Source organism: Brevundimonas sp. NPDC058933, from assembly GCF_049315965.1.
Lineage (GTDB): Bacteria > Pseudomonadota > Alphaproteobacteria > Caulobacterales > Caulobacteraceae > Brevundimonas.
The window spans coordinates 128086-146140 of sequence record NZ_JBMOSL010000002.1 but is presented as its reverse complement, the minus strand read 5'-3'; the positions used below and the strand labels follow the sequence as shown (position 1 = coordinate 146140).

Genomic DNA, 18055 nt, shown 5'->3' with positions numbered 1-18055 from the left:
TCGTCCGACTGGATCGCATTGCGGCGGACGTGGGGCAAGGGCGCCGACGAGCGTCTAGTCCGCGTCGTCTTCGATATGGTGGATCTGGTCGTCGTCGAGACCGAGATGGTGGCCGATCTCATGGATCAGGACATGGGCGATGATCTCGGCCAGCCCCACGTCGCCGCGCTCGCACCATTCGTCGAGGATGGGGCGCCGATACAGGAAGATGCGCGAGGGTTCGGGCGCCGGCCCCATGCCGTCCCGCTCGCCGATATGAACGCCGGAGTAGAGGCCGGTCAGTTCGAAAGGGTCTTCAATCTCCAGATCCTTCAGGGTCTCTTCGTCGGCGAAGTCGTCGACGCGGATCACCACCTCGCCGGCCGCCTGCCGGAACAGGTCCGGCAGATCGGCGAAGGCCGTCTCAGCCAGGCGGGCGAAGTCGTCGAGCGAAGGGGCGGACTGGTCGTTCCACGCCAGGGTCGTGATCTGGGTCATGCCGTGGATATCGCCCGCGCGGGCCTGCGCCGCAATCGGCTGTCTCGCCGCATCGCAAATCGCGCAATCAGGGTATGGTAAACGCGAATCGGTCGGCGCCCCGTGCGGGTCCGGTCGCTTGATCGACGAATTTTCCGGGGACAGGATGGCCGAGGCCGACATCGCCTATGTGGCCACTGCGGGCGCAGCGGGTCTGGCGCTGGCGATCAGCGCCTGGGCCTGGCGGCTGCGCAAGCGTCTGGGCGCGCGCGAAGCCGAGGTGGAGGCCTGGATGTCGGGCGAACGCGCCCACGCCGCCGCCTGCGAAGGCGCCCTCAACGTCTTCGACGACGTGCGGCTGGCCCTGACGCCCGAGGGCGCGGCCCAGTCGGTGTTCGGCGCGCCAGAGGCCCTGGCGGTGCTTGCGCCCGGTCGCGAAGGCGCGGCGGCGGCCGAGGCCATCGTCCAGGCGCTAAATGAAACCCACACCGGCCATATGGAAGGCCTGATCCAGCGCGGGGAACCGTTCGAGACCCTGCTGGAATCCGCCGATGGCGCCTGGGCCGTCGAAGGCCGCGCCCTGGGCGGATCGGCCTGGCTGCGGCTGTCGAAACTGGGCGGGGCCGAGACGGCGGCGGACGCCGGTCTCGGCGCACTGGCCGAAGCCTCCCCCGCCCCGACCTGGGTGGTGGATGGCGCGGGACAACTGATCTGGGCCAATAGGGCCTGGCTGACGGAGGTTCGCGCTGAAACCTTGGCGGAGGCCCGCGAGACGGGGCTCAGCTTCGATCGCGGGGCCGACCTCATCGTGGCCGAGGCCTCGCGTCTGAACGCACGTCAGGACGGTTTCCGCTGGGTGTCGTCGGATGGCCGTCGCCGCGCCTGGCGCATTCTGGCCGAACCTCTGGCCGGCGGGCGCGGCGCCGTCATCGCCTTCGCCATCGACATGACCGAGGCCGAGGAGACGCGCGACACCTTGCGCCGCCACGTCGAGGCTCACGACGAGACGCTGAACCATTTGGCCGACGCCGTGGCCATCTTCGGTCCCGCCAAGCGGCTGGCCTTCCACAACACCGCCTTCCAGCAACTGTTCAACATCGACCCGGCCTGGCTGGACGAGCGCCCGACCCACGCCGAACTGCTGGACCGCCTGCGCCAGAAGCGCCAGCTGCCCGAGGTCATCGACTACGCCGGGTGGAAGGCGCAGGAGCTGGAATTCTACGGCGCGGCCACGGCCTCGCCCGACGACAGCTGGTCCCTGCCTGACGGACGGACGCTGCGGGTCGTGCGCCAGCCCCACCCCTTGGGCGGCATCCTGCTCATCTTCTCGGACATCACCGACGAGCTGCAGCTGCGCAGCCGCTACAACGCCCAGATCCAGGTCCAGACGGCGACGTTGGACAAGCTGAACGATGCGGTCGCAGTCTTCGGATCGGACGGCCGGCTGCGGCTCAACAACGACGCCTTCGAGACCTTCTGGGGCGTTTCGGCCGAGAAGCTGGCCGAGGCCGGCGACTTCGACGCCGTGGCCGCACTGTGCCGCCCGGTCCTGCCAGACGCCGCCCTTTGGCTGGGGCTGAAGGCGCGCGTGGCCGATCCCGACCCGGAAAGTCGCGTCGCCGTGTCCGGCGAGGGCCGCACCGAGGACGGCCGTCTGGCCGCCTGGCAGACCCGCCCCCTGCCCGACGGCGCCACTCTGGTCGCCTTCTCCGACGTCACCGCCCGGCGCGAGCTGGAACAGGCCCTGGCGGCCAAGGAAGCCGCTCTGGCCGAAAGCCAGGCGCTGAAGCGGGAATTCGTCGGCAGCGTCTCCTATGAACTGCGGACGCCTCTGACCACCATCGTCGGCTATTCCGAACTGCTGGAGGCCATGGGCGACCTGCCTGAGCGCAGCCGCCAGCACGCCGGGGCCATCCGCGTCGCCGCCAGCCATCTGGCCCGCTCCATCGACGACGTCCTGGACATGGCCCAGATCGACGCCGGAGAGATGGAGCTGACGCTCGGCGACATGCGCGTCTGCGACCTGCTGGAGGCCTGCGCCGAGAAGGTGCGCGGCAAGGTCGAGGGGCGCGGCGCCGTCCTGACCGTCGCCTGCCCGGCCCGGCTCAAGCCGATCCGCGCCGACGCCCGCCGCATCGCTCAGGCCGTCGATCACCTGCTGGAGAACGCATGCCGCGCCGTGTCCGATGGCGGGGCCGTCACCCTGACCGCCGAGGTCGGGGCGGGCGAGGTGCGCATCCGCGTCGAGGACACCGGCCGGGGCATCCCCTATCACCTTCAGGCCCACGTCTTCGACCGCTTCGTGCGTCGCGAGCGCGGCGGGCCGGGCGTGGCCCTGGCCCTGGTCAAGGCCCTGATCGAGCTGCACGGCGGCTGGGCCGAGGTCCAGTCCGAACCGGGCAAGGGCGCGGCCTTCATCCTGCATCTTCCGGTCGAGGCCACGGCCCCCACGGCGGCCCCGGAACTGCTGCTGGGCTGATGTTCGCCGGATCTCGTGCTAGAGGGCGTGTCCAAGCCCTCAGGACGACCCCATGGCCGACAAGACCCGCCCCCTGCTCAAGACCGCCATCATCTATGATTTCGACGGCACCCTGGCGCGGGGCAATATGCAGGAGGTCAGCTTCATCCCCTCGATCGGGATGACGCCGGCCCAGTTCTGGAACGAGACCGTCCGTCCACGGACCATCGCCTCCGACGGCGACGGCATCCTGATGTATATGCAGATGATGCTGCAGACGGCGCGCGAACAGGGCGCGCCCGTCACGCGCCAGACGCTGCAGGACCACGGCCGCGACGTAGCCCTGTTCGAGGGTCTGCGCGACCGTTCCTGGTTCGACCGCATGAACGAGTTCGGCGCCCAGTACGGGCTGGAGATCGAACACTACATCATCTCGGCCGGCCTGGAGGAGATGATTCAGGGCTGCCCCATCGCCGAGGCCTTCACCCACGTCTTCGCCTCGAAATACGCCTATGACGAAAACGAGGTCGCCGTCTGGCCCGCCGTCGGCGTCAACTACACGACCAAGACCCAGTACCTGTTCCGCATCAACAAGGGCGTGCACAACCACTGGGACGACGAACGCATCAACCGCTTCATCCCGGACGAGGAACGCCCGATCCCGTTCGACCGGATGATCTTCCTCGGCGACGGCGACACCGACGTCCCGACTATGAAGATGATGCACACCAAGGGCGGCTTCTCGATCGCCGTCTACGACCCCGACAACACCCCGCGCGACCACAACAAGATCCATCGCCTGATCTCGGAGGATCGCGTCAACTTCGTCGCCGAGGGCGACTATCGCGAAGGCACCCCGGTCGACCTGATCGTCAAGGGCCTGATCGGCCGCATCGCCGTCAACTATGGACGGATGCCGGCGGACTGATTGTCCGGTCGCGGGCGAGATCAAACGTCAGATCGGCTCGGACGCCACCCGTCAGCATATGGCGGGTGATGCGCTCGAAGGCCTGAATGAAGACGGCCAGTTCGGCGCGACGTTCTGGCGGCAGATCAACTGGCGCCAGTCCCAGAAGCCCCGCCTCCTGTTCGCAGCGCCAGTCCAGCACGGCGGTGAACGTGGGCGCCTTCAGGAACAGGACGGCGTCGAAGCGGGCGAACAGGTCGGCGTAGGGCCCGGCCAACGCCTCGTTGACGGCGCGTCGCCACACCCCCTGCCCGTCCCGCTCGCGTTCCAGCGCATTGATCGGCGCCGTGAGGTCCGCCTCAGCTTGCGCCGTCGCCCCCAGGCACCAGCCGTCGATCAGCACCGCCGACGGGCGGCCCGCAAACATGGGCCATTGCGCCTCGGGGCGGCGGTCATCGGAAAGCTTGTCGAAGGCGGGAAGGGCTGTGCGGCTGTCGGCGCCAGCGGCGCGCAGAGCGGCGACGCTTGCTTCCAGCAGCGTCAGGTCGTGCGTCCCTGGCGGCCCCCGCACGGCGAACAGGGGATGGACCGCCCTGCCCTTGGCCTCGCGCTCGGCCTTGGTCAGATAGACGTCGTCCAGCGACAGGTGCGCCGCGCCCCAGTGTGCGGCGGCGGCCCGGGCCAGCGTGGTCTTGCCGCTGCCTTGCGCCCCGGCGATGCCGATCAGCGGGACATGGCCGGGCCGCGCATGGGTGTTGATCAGGGCCCCGACCGCGTCCAGCAGCCGGGCGTCGGTCATCTCAGTGCTGGCTTTGCGGCAGGCGTACGACCAGCCCGTCCAGGTCGTCGCTGACGCGGATCTGGCAGGACAGGCGGCTGTTCGGCTCGACGTTCTCGGCGAAGTCGAGCATCGACTCCTCCATGGCCGAGGGGCGGCCGGTCTCGGCGGCGAAGGCCTCGTCCACATAGACGTGGCAGGTGGCGCAGGCGCAGGCGCCGCCGCAGTCGGCGTCGATGCCCGGCACATTGTTGCGGATCGCGCCTTCCATGACGCTGAGGCCGGTCTTGACCTCGACCGTGTGCTCGGTCCCGTCGTGCTCGATATAGGTGATCTTGGCCATGCAGGCGTCTTAGCCCAGGCCGCGCGGGAGGCAAGCCCCGGCGCGCGGCGCGCATGAAAAACCCCCGGAGCCTGTCGGCGCCGGGGGCTGTTCGGGTCGGTAAGCCTGACGGCTTAGGCCGCCGCGCGCTTGCGGCTCGGCGCGACCATCAGCTTCTTGGTCTCGGCGATCGCCTTGGCCGGGTTCAGCCCCTTGGGGCAGACCTGGGCGCAGTTCATGATCGTGTGGCAGCGATACAGCTTGAAGGGGTCCTCAAGGTCGTCGAGGCGCTTCTGGGTCGCGTCGTCGCGGCTGTCCGAGATCCAGCGGTAGGACTGCAGCAGGGCCGCCGGGCCGAGGTATTCTTCCTGGTTCCACCAGTAGCTGGGGCAGGAGGTCGAGCAGCAGGCGCACAGGATGCACTCGTACAGCCCGTCCAGCTTCTCGCGGTCGGCGGGCGACTGCAGGCGCTCGGCTTCCGGGTCCGGCTCGTCGGACTGGAGGTAGGGCTGGATCGAGTCGTACTGGGCGTAGAACAGGCTCAGGTCCGTCACCAGGTCCTTGACCACCGGCTGGTGGGGCAGGGGGGCGATGGTGATGTTGTGCGACGAGCACTCGTCCATGCCCTTGGTGCAGGCCAGGGTGTTGCGTCCGTCGATGTTCATCGAGCACGAGCCGCAGATGCCTTCACGGCACGAGCGACGGAAGGACAACGTCGGGTCGATTTCGTTCTTGATGTGGATCAGGGCGTCCAGAAGCATGGGGCCGTGATCGTCGGACGAGACCTCGAAGCTGTCCCAGCGCGGATCGGAATCCGTTTCCGGGTCATAGCGATAGACCTTGTAGGTCTTGACGTTCTTGGCGCCGGCCGGGGCCTTGTGGACCTTGCCGGTCGTGGGCTTGGAGCCGCGCGGGAGGGTGAGTTGAACCATCTGTCTGCTCTCCCTAGTAAACCCGAGCCTTGGGCTCGATGTACGAGACGTCGTCGGTCATCGTGTATTTGTGGACCGGACGGTAGTCGATCTGGACGCCTTCGCCCGGACGCTTCCAGGCCAGGGTGTGCTTCATCCAGTTGACGTCGTCGCGATCGGGGAAGTCCTCGCGGGCGTGGGCGCCGCGCGATTCCGTGCGGTTGGCGGCGCCTTCGATGGTCACGAGGGCCTGGGCGATCAGGTTGTCGTATTCCAGGGTCTCGATCAGGTCGGTGTTCCAGATCAGGCCGCGATCCGTGGTCTTGATGTCGGCGCCGGCGGCATCGATCTGGCGCAGCTTGGCCACGCCTTCGTCCAGGGTCTTGCCGGTGCGGAAGACGGCGGCGTCGGACTGCATGGCGCGCTGCATCTCGAGGCGCAGCTTGGCGGTCGGGGTCGAGCCCGAGGCGTTGCGGAAGCGGTCGAGGCGGGCCAGGTGCTCGTCGGTCTGGGCCTTGGAGGCCGAGGGCACGGCCGAGGCCTTGTCGACGACTTCACCGCAGCGCAGGCCGACGGCGCGGCCGAACACGACCAGGTCGGTCAGCGAGTTGGAGCCCAGTCGGTTGGCGCCGTGCACCGAGACGCAGGCGGCTTCGCCCACGGCCATCAGACCCGGAACCACGCTGTCGGGGTTGCCGTCGCGCAGCGTCAGCACCTCGCCGTGATAGTTGGTCGGGATGCCGCCCATGTTGTAGTGGACCGTCGGCAGGACCGGGATCGGCTCCTTGGTCACGTCGACGCCGGCGAAAATCTTGGCCGATTCCGAAATGCCCGGCAGGCGCTGGTGCAGGATCTTGGGATCCAGGTGGTCCAGGTGCAGGAAGATGTGGTCCTTGTTCGGACCCACGCCGCGGCCTTCGCGGATTTCGATGGTCATGGAGCGCGAAACCATGTCGCGCGGGGCAAGGTCCTTCACGGTCGGCGCATAGCGCTCCATGAAGCGCTCGCCTTCCGAGTTGGTCAGATAGCCGCCTTCACCGCGGGCGCCCTCGGTGATCAGGCAGCCGGCGCCATAGATGCCGGTCGGGTGGAACTGCACGAACTCCATGTCCTGCAAGGGCAGGCCGGCGCGCAGCACCATGGCGTTTCCGTCGCCGGTGCAGGTGTGGGCCGAGGTGGCCGAGAAGTAGGCGCGGCCGTAACCGCCGGTCGCCAGCACCACCATCTTGGCGCGGAACTGGTGCATCTGGCCGGTGTCGAGTTGCAGGGCGGTGACGCCGGTGCAGGCGCCGTCCTGCATGATCAGGTCCAGGGCGAAGTATTCGACGAAGAACTTCACTTCCCGACGGACCGACTGGCCGTAGAGGGTGTGCAGGATGGCGTGACCGGTGCGGTCGGCGGCGGCGCAGGTGCGCTGCACCGGGCCTTCGCCGAAGTTGCGGGTCATGCCGCCGAAGGCGCGCTGGTAAATCTTGCCTTCTTCGGTGCGGCTGAAAGGCACGCCCCAGTGTTCCAGCTCGTAAACGGCCTTGGGCGCGTTACGGACCAGGTATTCGATGGCGTCCTGATCGCCCAGCCAGTCCGACCCCTTGACGGTGTCGTACATGTGCCACTGCCAGCTGTCCTCGCCCATGTTGCCCAGCGAGGCGGAGATGCCGCCCTGGGCCGCGACCGTGTGCGAGCGGGTCGGGAAGACCTTGGTGACGCAGGCGACCTTCAGGCCCTGCTGTGCGGCGCCGAGGGCCGCGCGCAGGCCGGAACCGCCCGCGCCGACGACGACGACGTCGTATTCGTGATCGATAAGCTCGTAAGCAGCCATGACGGGATCAGACTCCGGCGGGCAGCGGGGCGGAGCCCATCGCCACACGCACGATGAAGAAGATGCTGGCGGCGGCCAGCACGAGGAAGACGAGGTTCGACAGGTTGATCAGGGTCGTCCGGGCCGAGGGCGCGGGGACGTAGTCCTCGATGATCACCTTCCAGGCCAGGCTGGCGAACAGGAAGAAGACGATGGCGGTCAGGCCCAGCAGGCCGGCGTTCAGCGCATTGCCGAACCAGGCGGCGACCGCCTCATAGCCGGCGCCCGCCAGGGTGAAGCCCGACGACAGGACCCACAGGCCCAGCGGCATCAGGGCCAGCAACGCCAGCTTCTCGATCTTCCATTCGCCGGCGCCGTGGCGCTCGGAGACCTTCACATGGTTCTTGAACTTGGGGGCGGCGCTCACAGCGAAACCTTTCCGGCGGCGAACAGGACGGCCCAGAACAGGACGACCAGGACCAGGGGGCCCCAGACGGCGATGTTGGCCATCAGATTGGCGGACTTGAGATCAAGGCCCTTGCCGGCGTCGTTGATCAGGTGGCGCGTTCCGTTCAGCAGGAAGGAGAACAGCACCAGTGACAGGCCGAACCAGACGAAAAGACCGATCGGCGAGGCCGAGCAGGCCAGAACCTTGGCGTAGGCTTCGGGACCCGAAGCGACCGCGGCGACCCAGCCGAGCAGCAGGACGGCGCCTACCGTGGCCGCGCCGATGGTCACGCGGAACAGGATGGAGGCCGTCATGGTCATGTGCCAGCGCCAGACGTCGGTAAAGGGCGACATCGGCGCGACATGGCCGTTGGGGTGGCGGACGTAGCGGCCAGTCGGGTCGCCCGCATCCTGGGGAAGGTTCGACATGCGAATGATTCTCAAAAAACCTGTGGAAAAACAGGCCCGGTTGCAGTGCGATAGGCTTTAGTGACCGCAAAGGCCGGGTGTCAACGAACCGGGGCGGATAAGCGCCGCTGATCGCAATTTCCTGATCAGGCTTCGCGAATCGCTCGCAACATGGCCTCGCAATCAGCCTCGGACAGACGAACGGCCCCTGGCCGCCCCCAGATCGGATCGGGCCACAAACCGTCGTCGCGGCGGCGACCGACGACATGGACGTGCAGCTGGCGGGTGACATTGCCGAGCGCCGCCGTGTTCAGCTTGTCCACGCGCCGTCCAGCCGCCTGACCGAGCGCGCGAACCACCTCGCCGGCCCGCACGATCTCTTCGGTCAGCACCGCGCGTTGCGCGGCCGTCAGATCATCCAGCTCGACCGCCCCGTCCACGCGCGGCAGCAGGATCAGCCAGGGAAAGCGGGCGTCGTCCTGCAGCCGCACCTGACACAAAGGCCAGTCGGCGGCGAAGACGGACCCGGCCTCGAAGGCGGGGTCTGCGGTAAACTCGGTCATGTCAGATGCTCATCCTCGAACCAGCGCAGGCGATAGGCGTTCATCGCCGTCGTCGCCAGCCGGGTCGTCAGCCGCCAGTTGACCACGGCTCCCACAGGCGCCCCGATGACAGGGATCAGCTGGGCCATCTTGGCCAGGTCGATATAGTCGCGATACTCCAGCTGGAACTTGCGCCAGTCGAAGTCCTGAATCCGTTCGGGCTGGTGCAGACCCTTTCCGGCCGCCTCCAGCGCCGCCAGGGCCTCGGGCCGATGCCGGGCGCTGGAAAAGGCCATCTGGAAGATCCGCAGCAGGAAGAGCCGCTCGCTCAGGCTCTTGCCCGAATGGCCGTAGAGGGCGCCGATCTCGGCCAGCAGCTTGATCTTGATCGCCAGCAGAGCCGGAAAGTCCGCCGCCGCCAGCAGGAAGCCGCCCGCCCCCGCCACCCCGCCCTCGACGCTGGCCGTGGTGCGGTAGAAGTCGATGCGGGTCTGGATCAGCTCTTCGCGCTTGCGAAGGCTGCCGTGAAGCAAGGGCTTGGCCGTGGTCCAGTCGGCGCCGGTCATGATGCCCCGCGTGGTCATCTCGACGCCCGAGGTCACGACCTGGTGGACGCGCTCGGGGATGATCCTGTTGATCCGGTCCTGGGCCGCCCGCGTGGTCTTGTCCCACAGGCCGGGGCGGCGCAGCTGACGTTCGCGCCAGACCTCGGCCTCGGCCAGGACGCGCGCCTCATACTGTCGATCGTCTTCCGCAGCGGTCATGATGCCTCTCAGGATCTCGGGACCCTCGCAGGGGTCGACCAAGGGCGCAACGCCCGACGCTTGCTCCCGCTCCGCTGCGGGTCTAGACCGCCCGCCATCGAGTACCGTTTCGCACACGCAACATCGACTGGAGAGACCTCTATGGCTCGCGCGAAGATCGCCCTTATCGGCGCCGGAATGATCGGCGGAACCCTGGCCCACGTGGCCGCGCGCGAAGCGCTGGGCGACGTCATCCTGTTCGACATCGCCGAAGGCACGCCGCAAGGCAAAGCCCTCGACATCGCCGAGGCCTCGGCCGTCTTCGGTCAGGACGTGTCGCTCAAGGGCGCCAACGACTACGCCGACATCGCAGGCGCCGACGTCTGCATCGTCACCGCCGGCGTGCCGCGCAAGCCGGGCATGAGCCGCGACGACCTGATCGGCATCAACCTCAAGGTCATGAAGGCCGTCGGCGAGGGCATCAAGCAGCACGCCCCCAACGCCTTCGTCATCTGCATCACCAACCCGCTCGACGCCATGGTCTGGGCCCTGCAGAAGTTCTCGGGCCTGCCGAAAGCCAAGGTCGTCGGCATGGCCGGCGTGCTGGACTCGGCGCGTTTCGCCTACTTCCTGGCTGAAAAGACCGGCGTCTCGGTCCAGGACATCAACGCCTGGACCCTGGGCGGTCACGGCGACGACATGGTGCCGATGGTGCGCCACTCGACCGTGGGCGGCCTGCCGCTGCCGGACGCCGTCGCCGCCGGCTTCCTGAGCCAGGCCGAACTGGACGCCATCGTCGAGCGCACCCGCAAGGGCGGCGGCGAGATCGTGGCCCTGCTGAAGACCGGCTCGGCCTTCTACGCCCCGGCCGAAAGCGCGATTGCGATGGCCCGCTCCTACCTGCTGGACCAGAAGCGCGTTCTGCCCTGCGCCGTCTGGCTGTCGGGCGAGTACGGCCTGTCGGACCTCTACGTCGGCGTCCCGGCCCTGATCGGCGCCGCCGGCGTCGAGAAGATCGTCGAGTTCACCACCAACGACGAGGAAAAGGCCATGTTCGCCAAGTCGGTCGAGTCGGTGAACGGCCTGATCCAGGCCTGCAAGGACATCGAGCCGTCGCTGGCTTAAGGGCGCTAACGCGGGCCGCGCGGCGGCTCGCTGGTTGAGCGCTTAGGCGTCTGAAATACGAAGGGTCGTGCCGAAAGGCGCGGCCCTTTTTCGTGCGCCATCCTTTGAGCCCGCTCATCCCGGCGGACGCCGAGATCCGGCGCTTTGGCTTCGAGGGCTGGCCAGGATCAAGGCGCCTGTTTCCACCGGCACATTTGAGGCTCTAACTGAATCCCGGCGTCCGCCGGGATGAGCGGGCGAGGGAATGGGCCGCGTCAGGCGTGAACCGAAGTCGCGTCTTCGGCGGCGTCCTCGTCGCTCCGCTGCTCCAACCAGTCCTTGCTCTGCATCTCGTTGAACCGCGACACCGTCCGTTCGAACTCGAACGCCCCGACCCCTTCGGCGTAGAGGGCTTCGGGCTCGGCCTCGGCCAGGACCACCAGCCGCGTCTTGGCCTCGTAGAGGGCGTCGATCAGGGTCACCAGGCGGCGCGCCTCATGGTGGTTGGCTGGGCTCAGCGTCGGCACGTCGGACAGGAAGAGGGTGTGGAAGCGTCGGGCGACGGCCAGATAGTCCTGCGGGCCCAGAGGTGATCCGCACAGCTCGTTGAAACTGGCCCGCGCCATGCCGCCGACCGTACGCTGGACCCGGACCTGACGGCCCAGCACCGGCAGGGCCGCCGGCTCCTCCGGCTCGCCGCCCTTGAGGTCAGACCACAGGGTCTCGAAGCCGGAACGCGCCGCGTCGTCCAGCGGCGCGAACCAGACCTTGGCCCCGGCCATCCGGTCCAGGCGGAAGTCGCGCGCCCCCGCCGTCTCCACCACCTCGCAACGCTCCCTCAGGATGTCGATGAAGGGCGTAAAGAGCTGGCGGTTGATGCCGTTCTTGTAGAGGTCCTCCGGCGCGCGGTTCGAGGTGATGGCCAGCACCACCCGCTTCTCGAACAGGGCGTCGAACAGCCGGCCTAGGATCATGGCGTCGGCGATGTCGGTGACTTGAAGCTCGTCAAAGCACAGCAGCCGGGCTTCCGAGGCGATCAGGGCCGCGATCGGCGGGATCGGGTCGTCACCCTTGGCGGTCCCGAACACAGCCTTGCGGGTGCGGGCGTCGCCGTCACGCCACTGTTTCACCAGGTCGTGGATGCGTGCCATGAAGGCGTGGAAGTGGGCGCGGACCTTCTTCTGCTCGGGCGTGGCCGAATAGAAGAGGTCCATCAGCATGGACTTGCCGCGCCCCGGCGGTCCCCAGATGTAGATTCCCTTGACCTCGGGCGGGCGGCCAAACAGACCCTTCTTCGCCAGATCCGCCTCCAGCCGTTCCAGCGCGGCCAGCAGCTCCAATTGTTTCGGATCGGGGGCGATCACGCCCTCTTCGACGCGGATGTCGTAGGCGTTGCGGATACGGGAGGTCATGGTCAGCGGCATAGACCTTGAGGGCAGATCAGGGAAGGCGAGGGATTCATGTCCCCTGAAGCAGGATTTTGGTGAAAACTGGTTGCTTCGCGCTTGCGAAAGACCCAAATGCAGAACCGCTTTTCTCCCCAGCGCCCCTACAAGGATAATTTAGTCATGGGCTATCGCGTCGCCGTCGTTGGCGCCACCGGCAATGTCGGTCGCGAAATGATGAACATCATCGAGGAACTGAACTTCCCCGTCGACAAGATGCACGCGATCGCCTCACGAAAATCCAAAGGCGTGGAGGTCTCCTTTGGCGACAAGACGCTGAAGTGCGAAGATCTTGAGCAGTTCGACTTCTCCACCGTCGACGTCGTTCTGATGAGCGCCGGCGGCGCGGTGTCGAAGGAATGGTCGGAAAAGATCGGCAAGGCCGGTCCCATCGTCATCGACAACTCCTCGGCCTTCCGCATGGACCCGGACGTGCCGCTGATCGTGCCGGAGGTGAACCCCGACGCGGTCAAGCTGGCGCGCAAGAAGAACATCGTCGCCAACCCCAACTGCTCGACCGCCCAGCTGGTCGTGGCGCTGAAGCCCCTGCATGACGCGGCGAAGGCCAAGCGCGTCGTGGTCTCGACCTATCAATCCGTGTCGGGCGCCGGCAAGGAAGGCATGGATGAACTGTGGAACCAGACCAAGGCCATCTACGGCCTGGGCGACGCCACGCCGAAGAAGTTCCCCAAGCAGATCGCCTTCAACGTCATCCCCTACATCGGCGCCTTCCGCGACGACGGCTACACCGACGAAGAAGCCAAGATGTGGGACGAGACCCACAAGATGATCGACCCCTCTATCAAGCTGACCGTGACCTGCGTCCGCGTGCCGGTCTTCGTCGGCCATTCCGAGGCCGTGACGGTCGAGTTCGATCGTCCGATCGAGCCGGACGAGGCTCGCGAAATCCTGCGCGAGGCGCCCGGCGTCATGGTCATCGATAAGCTGGAGCACGACGGCTACATCACCCCCGTCGACGCCGCCGGCGACCATGCCGTCTTCGTGTCGCGTATCCGCAAGGACCCGACGGTCGAGAACGGCCTCAGCTTCTGGGTCGTGTCCGACAACCTGCGCAAGGGCGCAGCCCTGAACGCCGTGCAGATCGCCCAGCTGCTGGACGAAACCGGCGTCATCACCCCGTCCAGCGGCTATCGCACGCTGACGGTCTAAGTGAAGGGGGCCTAACGCCCCGCGCGCGGCGCGGGGCTGCTTGAGGCCCAGTGTTCTATCCTCTCCAAGCCTCCGTCGCGTTTGGGCGCGGCGGAGGCCGAAAGGTCCGCCCTGTGACCGCGTCCCCCGCCCAGAACTCTTCCGAAGCCCGCGCCGCACTGATGGCGGGGGTGGGCTGCTATCTGCTGTGGGGCTTCATCCCCCTGGTCTTCCAGCAGATGGCGCATCAGGGCGCCGACGCCTGGGAGATCATGGGCCACCGCGCGGTCTGGGGGGTGCTGTGGGCCCTGTTGCTGGTGCTGATCGCGCGCCAATGGACTCAAGTTCTCGCCGTCTTCCGCCAGCCCAGGGTTCTGGGCTGGCTGGCCCTGTCGGCGGTGCTGATCGCCACCAACTGGACCACCTACGTCATCGCCGTGAACAACGGCCGGACACTGGACGCCTCGCTCGGCTACTACCTCAATCCCCTGCTCAACATGGCGGCAGGGGCCTGGCTGTTCCGTGAATGGATCGACCGTTTCGGCGCCGCCGCCATCGCCCTGGCCGCGATCGGCGTCGTCTTGCAGACCCTGGCCCTGGGTCACGCGCCCTGGGTCTCCTTGCTGCTGGCCTTCAGCTTCGCCGGCTACGGCATCATTCGCAAGCGGGTCGCCGTCGACGCCCAGACCGGCCTCTTCATGGAATGCCTGCTGCTGGCCGCGCCCGGTCTGGCCTGGGTCATCTTCATCGAGGCGACCGGTCAGGGGCATTTCACCGCCACGCCCGCCGCGACCTTCTGGCTGCTGTTCGCCGGCCCGGCCACGGTCATTCCTCTGGCCCTGTTCGCCTGGGCGGCGCGACGGATGCCCCTGTCCAGCATGGGCTTCCTGCAGTTCCTGGCCCCGACCATCGTCTTCTTCATCGGCGCCATGCAGGGCGAAGCCCTTGGCGCACTTCGCATCGCCTCCTTCGCCTTCATCTGGCTGGGCGCTGTCGTCTTCGCCGTCGGCGCGGTCCTCAAGGTCCGCCGGTCCAGTCGCACGGCCGAGACCATCGTCGCGCCCGAACCCGGCCTTCTGAACGACCCGGCCGAGGACCGCATGGCGGCGCTCAACGATGACGCGCGTCCTTCGCGTTGAGCTTCGACCGCGTTCCAGCCTAGAAGGGGTGATGATCCGCGCCCGCTCCTTCGCCGCCCTCGCCCTGACCATCGCTCTGGCGACAGGATCGTCCGCCTGCGCTCAAAACGTCGGAATCCAGGGAGGCGGTGACGAAGTCATCCGCACCGCCCGGACCGAAGCCTCCGTCGCCCTGACCCCGCCGGTCGCGGTGCCGACCACGGCCGAGACCTTCGACGCCGTCAGCAACACCCTCGACGCCGCCGCCGAGGCCTGGTCATCGGGCGACGTGGAGGCGGTTATGGCCACCTATGTGGCTGACGAACCCCTGTTGGTCTTCCTGGGCGACACCCCGCTGAAGGGGCCGGACACGGTGCGCGCCGCGCTGCAAGCCCGCGCCGCCCAACCCGGGGGGCTGGGGCTGATGACGTATGAGTGGTTCGAGACCCTGCAGTTCGATGTCAACACCACGGTGGTGTCGGGCCGCGTGGTGATGCGCCGCGAAGGCAAGACCCATCGGGGCCTGTTTACCCGCGTTCTGCGCCGTACCGAGGACGGCTGGCGCATCGTCCATGACCAGCTCGCCTGGGGCGCTGACGCCTAGAGGACGGCGTAAAGCGCCTCGACCAGCCGCAGGGCGCGCGGATCGCCGATCAGATGCGGCGACTGGCGCGTCATGACATAGGCGGCCGAGACCCGCGCGTCCGGATCGGCGAAGGCCATCGACCCGCCCCAGCCGCAATGACCCACGGCCAGCGGGTTTGGCCCAAAGACCTTCAGCCCCTCGTTGCGGGTGAACCCCGCCGCCCAGCTCATGACATAGGGCAGGACCCTGTCCTGACCGTGGATGCGCTCGCGCGTCGCCTGGGCCAGCGTCTCCTCCGACAGCACCGCCTGTCCGTCCAGCGCGCCGCCGGTGGCGACCACGGACATCATCCGCGCCAGATCCTTCGCCGTGCCATGCAGGTTGGCCGAGGGGATTTCCGCCATCCGCCATTCCGTCGAGCCGCGCCCGCCCGGCGCCGAGCCCCGGTCGAGGAAGGCGGCCTTCTTGATCGCGTCGATCGGGCCAAGGTCCGGCGCAGCAGCCGGCTTTCTCAGCTGGGTCACCCGTCCATGCTCGCTCTCGGGCAGGCCGATCCACAGGTCCAGATCAAACGGTGTGGCGAAGTCCTCGCGCAGGGCCGTGCCCATGCTGCGCCCGTCGACGATGCGGAACAGCTCGCCCGCCAGATAGCCGATGGTGATCGGGTGGTATCCTGACGCGGTCCCCGGCGCCCACAGCGGGGCCTGGGCCGCCAGCTTGTCCAGCACCGCCTGACGGTCAAACCAGATGGCCGGCTCGACCCCGTCGGAAAAGCCCGGCAGACCGGACTGGTGGCTCATCAACTGGCCGACGGTCAGGCGGTCCTTGCCCGCCGCGCCAAAGGCCGGCCAGTGGTCGGCGACCCGGTCCTCATAGGACAGCAGGCCCTTGTCCACGCAGCGCGCGATCATCAGGGCCATCATCGCCTTGCCGGTCGAGAAGACCGGAACCAGGGTATCCTCGGCGAAGGGTTTGGTCCCCGCCAGATCCGCCGACCCGGCCCATAGGTCCAGCAATACCTCGCCGTCGATCGTGACGGAGAAGCGCGCCGCCAGTTCGTTCAGCCCCTCGGGCGCCTCAACGAAGTTGGCGGCGAAAGCGTCTTTCACCGCGTTGAAGCGAGCGGGGCAGAGGCCGTGGATTTCAGGCAGGTCGGTCATGCGGGCGGTCTAGCGCGTCAGTCGGCCAAGGTCACGGCTTGCGCGCCGCTGCCGACGCTTGACGCGCCGCCTCGAATTCGTCGCCGGGCTTCCACGCGGGCCAGTCGCGCGAATTGGCCAGGTCGTAGCCGACCTCATACAGAAGCTGCACATCGGCGGCCGCGGCGTCCATCTTCCACTCCGGCGTCCATTCGTCTGTAGGCTGATGATAGCGGTTGGCGACATAGTCGCGGCTGGCGGCGTTGTGGCCGGTGAAGCCGGCGGCGGCGAACAGGGCGGGCACGCCCTTGCGCGCCAGGGGGAAGTGGTCGGAGCGATAGAAGGCCCCGGCCTGGGGCGCCGGATCGGGGATCAGGCGGCGGCCCTCGCGGCCCGCCAGCACGGCCAGCCGGTCGTCCAGATCATTCTTGCCCGCGCCGATGACGACGATGTTGGGGTCGATCTCGGTCCCTGGCAGCAGGCTGTCCATATTGATGTTGGCGACCGTGGTCTCGAGCGGCCAGACCGGGTTGGCGGCGTAGTATTCGGCCCCCAGCAGGCCTGTCTCCTCGGCCGCCCAGCTGACGAAGACGGTCGAGCGTTCGGGGCGCGGCCCCTCGGCGAACAGGCGGGCCAGTTCCAGCACGCCCGCCACGCCGGTCGCATTGTCCACGGCGCCGTTATAGATGTCGTCGCCGTTCTTGGGCGTGGCGCGGCCGTAGGCGTCCCAGTGGGCGCCGAACATGACGGTCTCGTCGGGGTGGGTCGTGCCCGGCAGGCGGGCGATGACGTTGCGCGTCTCGACCCGGTCGGCGGTCTGGCCGAAGTCGATGGACATGGTCACCCCGTCCAGCGTGACCGGCTGGAACTCGGGCGTGCGCGCCTGGGCCTTCAGCGCCGCGAAGTCGAGGCCGGCGTCCTGGAACAGCTTTTCAGCGACCGCGCCCTGGATCCAGCCCTGGGCCGCCACCCTCTCCTTGTCCGGGTCGGCGCGGACGATGTCGAACTTGGGCGCGGTCGAGGAGTTCTCCAGCGTCGACCAGGGATAGCCCGCGCCCGCCGTGTCGTGGATGACCAGGACGCCCGCCGCCCCCTGCGCCGCCGCCTCCTGGAACTTGTAGGTCCAGCGCCCGGCGAAGGTCATGGCCTGACCGTCGAACTTGCCCGCCACCGGGTGGCCCTCGGGCGCGCCGAAGTCGGGGTCGTTGACCAGAACCAGCATGATCTTGCCGCGCAGATCGACGTCCTTGTAGTCGTCCCAGCCGCGCTCCGGCGCATCGACGCCATAGCCGACGAAGACCAGGGGCGCGTCGGTCAGGGTGATGCGGCTCACCGGCCGGTCGGACGAGACGATGACGTCCGTGGCGCGGTTCAGCGCCGTGGTCCGGCCCTTGCTGGTCACGCTGAGGGTCGCCGGTCCGTCCTGCTTGGTGCGGCTGACCTGAGCCACCTGAACCCAGGATCCGTCCGGCCCGCCGGGCTCCAGGCCGAGGGCCTGAAATTGGGCTGACAACCAGGCGATCGTCCTGTCCTCGCCCGGCGTGACCGGGGCGCGGCCCTCGAAATCGTCGGACGCCAGAACCCGCGTCGCCTCGTTCAACCGGGCCGGATCAACGCGGCCCGGCGCCGTCTGGGCTAGGGCCGAGGTCGAGGTCATCAGCGCGGCGATCAGGCCGAGCGCGGCGACGGAACGGGACATCGGCATGAGGGCGAACTCGAACATCTGCGAAAGGGGAGGCGACAC

At 67.9% G+C, this 18055-nt stretch carries 18 protein-coding genes; 6 read left to right on the top strand and 12 right to left on the bottom strand.

Features of this window, described 5'->3' with window-relative positions; genetic code table 11:
• Nucleotides 1-54: 54 nt before the first annotated feature.
• A complete protein-coding gene (locus ACOZBP_RS06625) occupies nt 55-477 on the bottom strand; it encodes a metallopeptidase family protein (RefSeq protein WP_422675614.1) in 423 nt (140 codons plus the stop codon).
• Between the two features lie 145 nt (nt 478-622).
• Here ACOZBP_RS06625 and ACOZBP_RS06620 point away from each other — a divergent pair, with 145 nt between their 5' ends.
• Both ACOZBP_RS06620 and ACOZBP_RS06615 read left to right on the top strand, forming a co-directional pair.
• Nucleotides 623-2935 carry an ATP-binding protein gene (locus ACOZBP_RS06620; RefSeq protein WP_422675613.1) on the top strand — a complete coding sequence of 771 codons (2313 nt, stop codon included), beginning with the start codon at nt 623-625 and terminating at the stop codon, nt 2933-2935.
• 52 nt (nt 2936-2987) lie between these two features.
• Nucleotides 2988-3842, top strand: coding sequence for an HAD family hydrolase (locus tag ACOZBP_RS06615; protein ID WP_422675612.1), 855 nt, complete (start codon nt 2988-2990; stop codon nt 3840-3842).
• On the opposite strand, the gene ACOZBP_RS06610 is transcribed toward ACOZBP_RS06615, so the two are convergent.
• The 8 genes from ACOZBP_RS06610 to ACOZBP_RS06575 all read right to left on the bottom strand — a co-directional run bounded on the left by ACOZBP_RS06610 (nt 3814) and on the right by ACOZBP_RS06575 (nt 9791).
• Nucleotides 3814-4620 carry a kinase gene (locus ACOZBP_RS06610; RefSeq protein WP_422675611.1) on the bottom strand — a complete coding sequence of 269 codons (807 nt, stop codon included), beginning with the start codon at nt 4618-4620 and terminating at the stop codon, nt 3814-3816. The two genes, ACOZBP_RS06615 and ACOZBP_RS06610, sit on opposite strands and share 29 nt — an antisense overlap.
• A gap of 1 nt (nt 4621) precedes the next feature.
• The gene (locus tag ACOZBP_RS06605) at nt 4622-4942 is read right to left on the bottom strand and encodes a 2Fe-2S iron-sulfur cluster-binding protein (RefSeq protein WP_333610636.1); all 321 of its coding nucleotides are present in this window, start codon (nt 4940-4942) and stop codon (nt 4622-4624) included.
• Between the two features lie 113 nt (nt 4943-5055).
• Nucleotides 5056-5853 (bottom strand): succinate dehydrogenase iron-sulfur subunit, encoded by a 798-nt coding sequence (locus ACOZBP_RS06600; RefSeq protein ID WP_300197566.1) that lies wholly within the window; start codon nt 5851-5853, stop codon nt 5056-5058.
• Between the two features lie 13 nt (nt 5854-5866).
• Nucleotides 5867-7651, bottom strand: a complete 1785-nt coding sequence (gene sdhA, locus ACOZBP_RS06595) for a succinate dehydrogenase flavoprotein subunit (protein ID WP_422675610.1) — start codon at nt 7649-7651, stop codon at nt 5867-5869.
• Between the two features lie 7 nt (nt 7652-7658).
• Nucleotides 7659-8057, bottom strand: coding sequence for a succinate dehydrogenase, hydrophobic membrane anchor protein (locus ACOZBP_RS06590; RefSeq protein ID WP_422675609.1), 399 nt, complete (start codon nt 8055-8057; stop codon nt 7659-7661).
• The gene (gene sdhC / locus ACOZBP_RS06585; RefSeq protein ID WP_422675905.1) at nt 8054-8431 is read right to left on the bottom strand and encodes a succinate dehydrogenase, cytochrome b556 subunit; all 378 of its coding nucleotides are present in this window, start codon (nt 8429-8431) and stop codon (nt 8054-8056) included. The genes ACOZBP_RS06590 and sdhC overlap by 4 nt, the downstream gene beginning before the upstream one ends.
• Before the next feature lie 200 nt (nt 8432-8631).
• Nucleotides 8632-9048 carry an HIT domain-containing protein gene (locus ACOZBP_RS06580; protein ID WP_422675608.1) on the bottom strand — a complete coding sequence of 139 codons (417 nt, stop codon included), beginning with the start codon at nt 9046-9048 and terminating at the stop codon, nt 8632-8634.
• The gene (locus tag ACOZBP_RS06575; protein ID WP_422675607.1) at nt 9045-9791 is read right to left on the bottom strand and encodes an EcsC family protein; all 747 of its coding nucleotides are present in this window, start codon (nt 9789-9791) and stop codon (nt 9045-9047) included. The genes ACOZBP_RS06580 and ACOZBP_RS06575 overlap by 4 nt, the downstream gene beginning before the upstream one ends.
• 141 nt (nt 9792-9932) lie before the next feature.
• Here ACOZBP_RS06575 and mdh point away from each other — a divergent pair, with 141 nt between their 5' ends.
• Nucleotides 9933-10895 carry a malate dehydrogenase gene (mdh, locus tag ACOZBP_RS06570; RefSeq protein WP_422675606.1) on the top strand — a complete coding sequence of 321 codons (963 nt, stop codon included), beginning with the start codon at nt 9933-9935 and terminating at the stop codon, nt 10893-10895.
• Nucleotides 10896-11149: 254 nt separating this feature from the next.
• Here the strand turns inward: mdh and zapE are convergent, their stop codons facing one another.
• Nucleotides 11150-12286: a cell division protein ZapE gene (zapE, locus tag ACOZBP_RS06565; RefSeq protein WP_422675605.1), complete on the bottom strand. Its 1137-nt coding sequence runs from the start codon at nt 12284-12286 to the stop codon at nt 11150-11152.
• A gap of 156 nt (nt 12287-12442) precedes the next feature.
• On the opposite strand from zapE, the gene ACOZBP_RS06560 reads away from it, so the two are divergent.
• From ACOZBP_RS06560 to ACOZBP_RS06550, 3 genes are all read left to right on the top strand, one after another.
• Nucleotides 12443-13489 (top strand): aspartate-semialdehyde dehydrogenase, encoded by a 1047-nt coding sequence (locus tag ACOZBP_RS06560; RefSeq protein ID WP_422675904.1) that lies wholly within the window; start codon nt 12443-12445, stop codon nt 13487-13489.
• 113 nt (nt 13490-13602) lie between these two features.
• Nucleotides 13603-14607: an EamA family transporter RarD gene (gene rarD / locus ACOZBP_RS06555; RefSeq protein WP_422675604.1), complete on the top strand. Its 1005-nt coding sequence runs from the start codon at nt 13603-13605 to the stop codon at nt 14605-14607.
• A gap of 31 nt (nt 14608-14638) precedes the next feature.
• Complete coding sequence (locus ACOZBP_RS06550; protein WP_422675603.1) at nt 14639-15190, top strand: YybH family protein; 552 nt, start codon at nt 14639-14641, stop codon at nt 15188-15190.
• On the opposite strand, the gene ACOZBP_RS06545 is transcribed toward ACOZBP_RS06550, so the two are convergent.
• Nucleotides 15187-16332, bottom strand: a complete 1146-nt coding sequence (locus ACOZBP_RS06545) for a serine hydrolase domain-containing protein (protein ID WP_422675602.1) — start codon at nt 16330-16332, stop codon at nt 15187-15189. The genes ACOZBP_RS06550 and ACOZBP_RS06545 overlap by 4 nt on opposite strands.
• Nucleotides 16333-16363: 31 nt before the next feature.
• Nucleotides 16364-18055, bottom strand: coding sequence for a M28 family peptidase (locus ACOZBP_RS06540; protein WP_422675601.1), 1692 nt, complete (start codon nt 18053-18055; stop codon nt 16364-16366).

Excerpts from the sequence above, each read along its gene's own strand:
- ACOZBP_RS06625 (WP_422675614.1), bottom strand. The coding sequence starts at position 477 with ATGACCCAGATCACGACCCTGGCGTGGAACGACCAGTCCGCCCCTTCG.
- ACOZBP_RS06620 (WP_422675613.1), top strand. The coding sequence starts at position 623 with ATGGCCGAGGCCGACATCGCCTATGTGGCCACTGCGGGCGCAGCGGGT.
- ACOZBP_RS06615 (WP_422675612.1), top strand. The coding sequence starts at position 2,988 with ATGGCCGACAAGACCCGCCCCCTGCTCAAGACCGCCATCATCTATGAT.
- ACOZBP_RS06610 (WP_422675611.1), bottom strand. The coding sequence starts at position 4,620 with ATGACCGACGCCCGGCTGCTGGACGCGGTCGGGGCCCTGATCAACACC.
- ACOZBP_RS06605 (WP_333610636.1), bottom strand. The coding sequence starts at position 4,942 with ATGGCCAAGATCACCTATATCGAGCACGACGGGACCGAGCACACGGTC.
- ACOZBP_RS06600 (WP_300197566.1), bottom strand. The coding sequence starts at position 5,853 with ATGGTTCAACTCACCCTCCCGCGCGGCTCCAAGCCCACGACCGGCAAG.
- sdhA (WP_422675610.1), bottom strand. The coding sequence starts at position 7,651 with ATGGCTGCTTACGAGCTTATCGATCACGAATACGACGTCGTCGTCGTC.
- sdhC (WP_422675905.1), bottom strand. The coding sequence starts at position 8,431 with ATGTCGCCCTTTACCGACGTCTGGCGCTGGCACATGACCATGACGGCC.
- ACOZBP_RS06580 (WP_422675608.1), bottom strand. The coding sequence starts at position 9,048 with ATGACCGAGTTTACCGCAGACCCCGCCTTCGAGGCCGGGTCCGTCTTC.
- ACOZBP_RS06575 (WP_422675607.1), bottom strand. The coding sequence starts at position 9,791 with ATGACCGCTGCGGAAGACGATCGACAGTATGAGGCGCGCGTCCTGGCC.
- mdh (WP_422675606.1), top strand. The coding sequence starts at position 9,933 with ATGGCTCGCGCGAAGATCGCCCTTATCGGCGCCGGAATGATCGGCGGA.
- zapE (WP_422675605.1), bottom strand. The coding sequence starts at position 12,286 with ATGACCTCCCGTATCCGCAACGCCTACGACATCCGCGTCGAAGAGGGC.
- ACOZBP_RS06560 (WP_422675904.1), top strand. The coding sequence starts at position 12,443 with ATGGGCTATCGCGTCGCCGTCGTTGGCGCCACCGGCAATGTCGGTCGC.
- ACOZBP_RS06550 (WP_422675603.1), top strand. The coding sequence starts at position 14,639 with ATGATCCGCGCCCGCTCCTTCGCCGCCCTCGCCCTGACCATCGCTCTG.
- ACOZBP_RS06545 (WP_422675602.1), bottom strand. The coding sequence starts at position 16,332 with ATGACCGACCTGCCTGAAATCCACGGCCTCTGCCCCGCTCGCTTCAAC.